Annotated in this window: 4 protein-coding genes; 3 read left to right on the forward strand and 1 reads right to left on the reverse strand. The window is 52.0% G+C overall.

The annotated features are described in order from the left end of the window. The coding region (locus B3Z49_RS20885; RefSeq protein WP_414716279.1) for an AMP-binding protein at nucleotides 1-974 on the reverse strand (974 nt) is incomplete at its 3' end. Between the two features lie 421 nt (nucleotides 975-1,395). Here B3Z49_RS20885 and moaB point away from each other — a divergent pair. The 3 genes from moaB to B3Z49_RS20900 all read left to right on the forward strand — a co-directional run. Then, entirely contained in the window at nucleotides 1,396-1,926 is a 531-nt protein-coding gene (moaB, locus tag B3Z49_RS20890; protein ID WP_414716280.1) for a molybdenum cofactor biosynthesis protein B, read from the forward strand. 64 nt (nucleotides 1,927-1,990) lie between these two features. After that, entirely contained in the window at nucleotides 1,991-2,758 is a 768-nt protein-coding gene (locus tag B3Z49_RS20895; RefSeq protein ID WP_296994509.1) for a sulfite exporter TauE/SafE family protein, read from the forward strand. Nucleotides 2,759-3,033: 275 nt separating this feature from the next. Next, nucleotides 3,034-3,368 (forward strand): methyl-accepting chemotaxis protein (locus B3Z49_RS20900; protein ID WP_296994511.1); only part of this gene is annotated, 335 nt, incomplete at its 3' end.

Below are 3,368 nucleotides of genomic sequence, written 5' to 3' on the forward strand. Positions count from 1 at the left end.
CCCGCCATCAACCAGTTCCACATCATCCAGCCACAAGTGGTGAAATAGAAAACGCGATCACCGGGCGCGACATCACAATGCAGGATATGTTCCGAAACCTGTTTCAGCAGCGTTCCGCCCGTGCCGTGAACAATGCATTTCGGCTTGCCCGTCGTCCCAGACGAGAACATCACATAAAGCGGGTGATTGAACTCGACCTGTTCGAAGACGATTTTCTCGGTCCGGAAGGGGGCAATGAAGTCGTCATAGGTGACGGCGTTGCGGATATCCGTCGTGTTGGCGCCGTCAAAGGCATAGGGCACGATGACGACCTTTTTCAGGCTGTCGATCCGCTCGACAACATCGTGAACCTTTTCGCGGATGTCGTGTTGCTTGCCGTTATAGTGATAACCGTCAACGGTGATCATCACGGTTGGTTCGATCTGGCCAAAGCGGTCTACAACACCCTGAACGCCGAAATCAGGTGAGGCGGAAGACCAGGTTGCCCCGATGGCTGCCGTCGCCAGCATCGCAATCACGGTTTCAGACATGTTTGGCATATAGCCGCACACGCGATCACCCTTGCCAACGCCCTCTGCGCGAAGGGCCTGCGAGAATTTCGATACCGCAATATTAAGTTCCGCCCAGGATAGGCGGCTTTTGACCTTGTCTTCACCCCAGAAAATCAGGGCGTCGGTGTCGTCATCACGGACCAGAAGGTTCTCGGCAAAGTTCAGACGCGCATCCGGGAAGAACTGGGCGCCCGGCATTTTGTTGCCGTCGATCAGGACACGGTCGCCCCATGTTTCCGCTTTCAGATCGGCATATTCGATAAGAGCAGGCCAGAAACGCTCAATCTCGGCAACGGACCAGTCATAGAGTTCGGTGAAACTCTGAAGGTTAAGCGCATGCTTTTCATTCACCCAGTCGCGAAAGCGGGTGACGTTTGCATTTTCAACGCGTTCTTTCGTCGGTTGCCAAAGAAAGTCGCTCATCATGAGTCCTCTGTTTCCTGCCGAACGTTTCGATCTCGTCGGCGCATCCTTTGAGGGCGCCAAATTGGTAGTCCTTTACCGCTTTTCTAGGCGTAAAAATGCGGACCAGCAAGTGAAGTAACGCGGATGTCCTTAATTGGTAATACCAATTGTCTTGTTTTTCGTCATATATAAGGTGAGAAGATTTTCATAAGTATCTGTTTAAAAGTGATAAATATCGAACATTGTGATGCTCAAAAATATTGCGGGTTGGAGCATAAAAATAGCCCACTAGACTAATAAAATATCAAATGATGGCCGGTTTTTGTTCTATCGTGATTCGTCGGGTTGCGATGCAGGCGTGTCTTGCACGTGAAAACGCTTGCACGCCTGTCTGGGCATATTAGGTTGACACAGCATTTTACGAGACATGGAGATAACCGTGGCAGGTATTGACGAAAGCCAACCCTTTTTATCGATCAATATTGCCGTATTGACTGTCAGCGATACGCGCGATCTCCATAACGACACCTCGGGCGAGGTTCTTTGTGAACGCATCATCGCCAAGGGCCATCACGTTTATGAACGCAAAATCCTGAAAGACGATCAATTGGCCTTGCGCAAGCAGCTCGGTGCTTGGTGCTCAAACCCGGATGTCGATGTGATCATTACCACCGGCGGCACAGGTGTTACCGGGCGCGACGTGACGGTAGAGGCCCACCGGGCAATCTACGAAAAGGAAATACCAGGCTTCGGCGAACTGTTCCGCTGGATATCATATCAGAAAATTGGCACATCCACCGTGCAATCACGGGCGACTGCGGGGGTGTGTATGGGAACCTACATGTTTGCGTTACCTGGATCGACCGGAGCATGCAAAGATGCCTGGGACGAAATTCTGACCTATCAGCTTGATATCCGCCATCGGCCGTGCAACTTCGTCGAGCTCATGCCGCGTCTTCTTGAAGAATAAAGGCGCACGCCGTCCATATCCATTGCCCGCGATCCCTGAATTCCCCAATTAACAAGGACTTCCGATGGAATTTATCTCGGATCCGTTTTTCTATGTTGTCGGCATTCCCGCCGTCTTGATTGCCGGTGTTTCAAAAAGCGGCTTTGGCGGCGGGCTCGGTGTTGTGGCTGTGCCTTTGATGGCGTTGGCGGTATCGCCACAGGCCGCCGCGGCGATCATGCTTCCCATTCTGTGCCTGATGGACCTTGCAAATGTCTGGGCCTATCGCAACCGCTGGGATCGCCGGAACATGAAGATCCTGGTGCCGGCCGCATTACTGGGCATTCTTGTCGGGACATTGTCTTTCAGCTACCTGAACGAGGCAGCCGTCAAACTGATCATCGCAATGATCGCGATCATCTTTACCCTTGATCACTGGCTTCGTGGCCGGAAGCAAACCGGCGCACCGGGCAGGGCAACGATTGGTAAGGGTACGGTTCTTGGCGCACTGGCAGGTTTTACCAGTTTCGTCGCCCACGCGGGCGGGCCACCGGTATCGGTTTATCTGCTGCCGCAGCGAATGGACAAATCGATCTTTGTCGGCACGACAGTCATGTTCTTCATTGTCGTCAATTACGTCAAACTGATCCCGTATGCGCTGCTTGGGCAATTCGATGCATCCAACCTAGGAACATCACTTGTGTTCGTGCCGATCGCGCTGTTCGGGACGTGGCTTGGCTTGTGGGCGCATGACAAAGTCAGTGTCAAATTGTTCTATCGGGTTTGTTACAGCCTGCTGTTCCTGACAGGGATTAAGCTGCTCGCAGATTCGATCCTGGAATTTACCGCCTGAACATCGCAGCGATTTGGGTGGGGCTTTACAGCACCACACTAACTGTCGGCGTGTCGATCAATGGTTTTGATGCTGTGTGTCCACTCGCTTTAGGGTGGAAATGGCATATGCCAATGAGATAGCCGTGTGGTCCGAGTATAATCCTGTATTTACGTAATGGTATAAGTGGCTTATTAGATATCAGTGCTGCAAAGACAAGCAGAATGGATGGCGAATAAAAGCACGCGATCAGCAGCCAGGAGGAAACCTGATGCGCATATGGGAGCTTTATTTAAATGCCAGAAAGAATTCTGCAGGTTGCGACAGCAATTTCCGGGCAAGCCAATGATAAAATTACCGAAATCAAGGCCGTTACACGGGCAACACGAACCCTTGCACTGAATGCGTTGATCGAGGCAGCGCGCGCAGGCGAAGTGGGCCGGGGGTTTGGCGTTGTTGCCAACGAGGTCAAGGAAATCTCGCAACGTGTGAACGTGATTACCGAAGAACTTGAAGACATGTTTCTGACGCTTGCCTCCGATCTGGAGAAAACAGCGCAGACGGTTCGTGGTGATCGTTTTGCCGACCTTGCCCGTTATTCTGTCGAATTGATGGACCGCAACCTGTACGA

This window comes from Thalassospira sp. UBA1131 (genome assembly GCF_002311515.1).
Taxonomy (GTDB): Bacteria; Pseudomonadota; Alphaproteobacteria; order Rhodospirillales; family Thalassospiraceae; genus Thalassospira.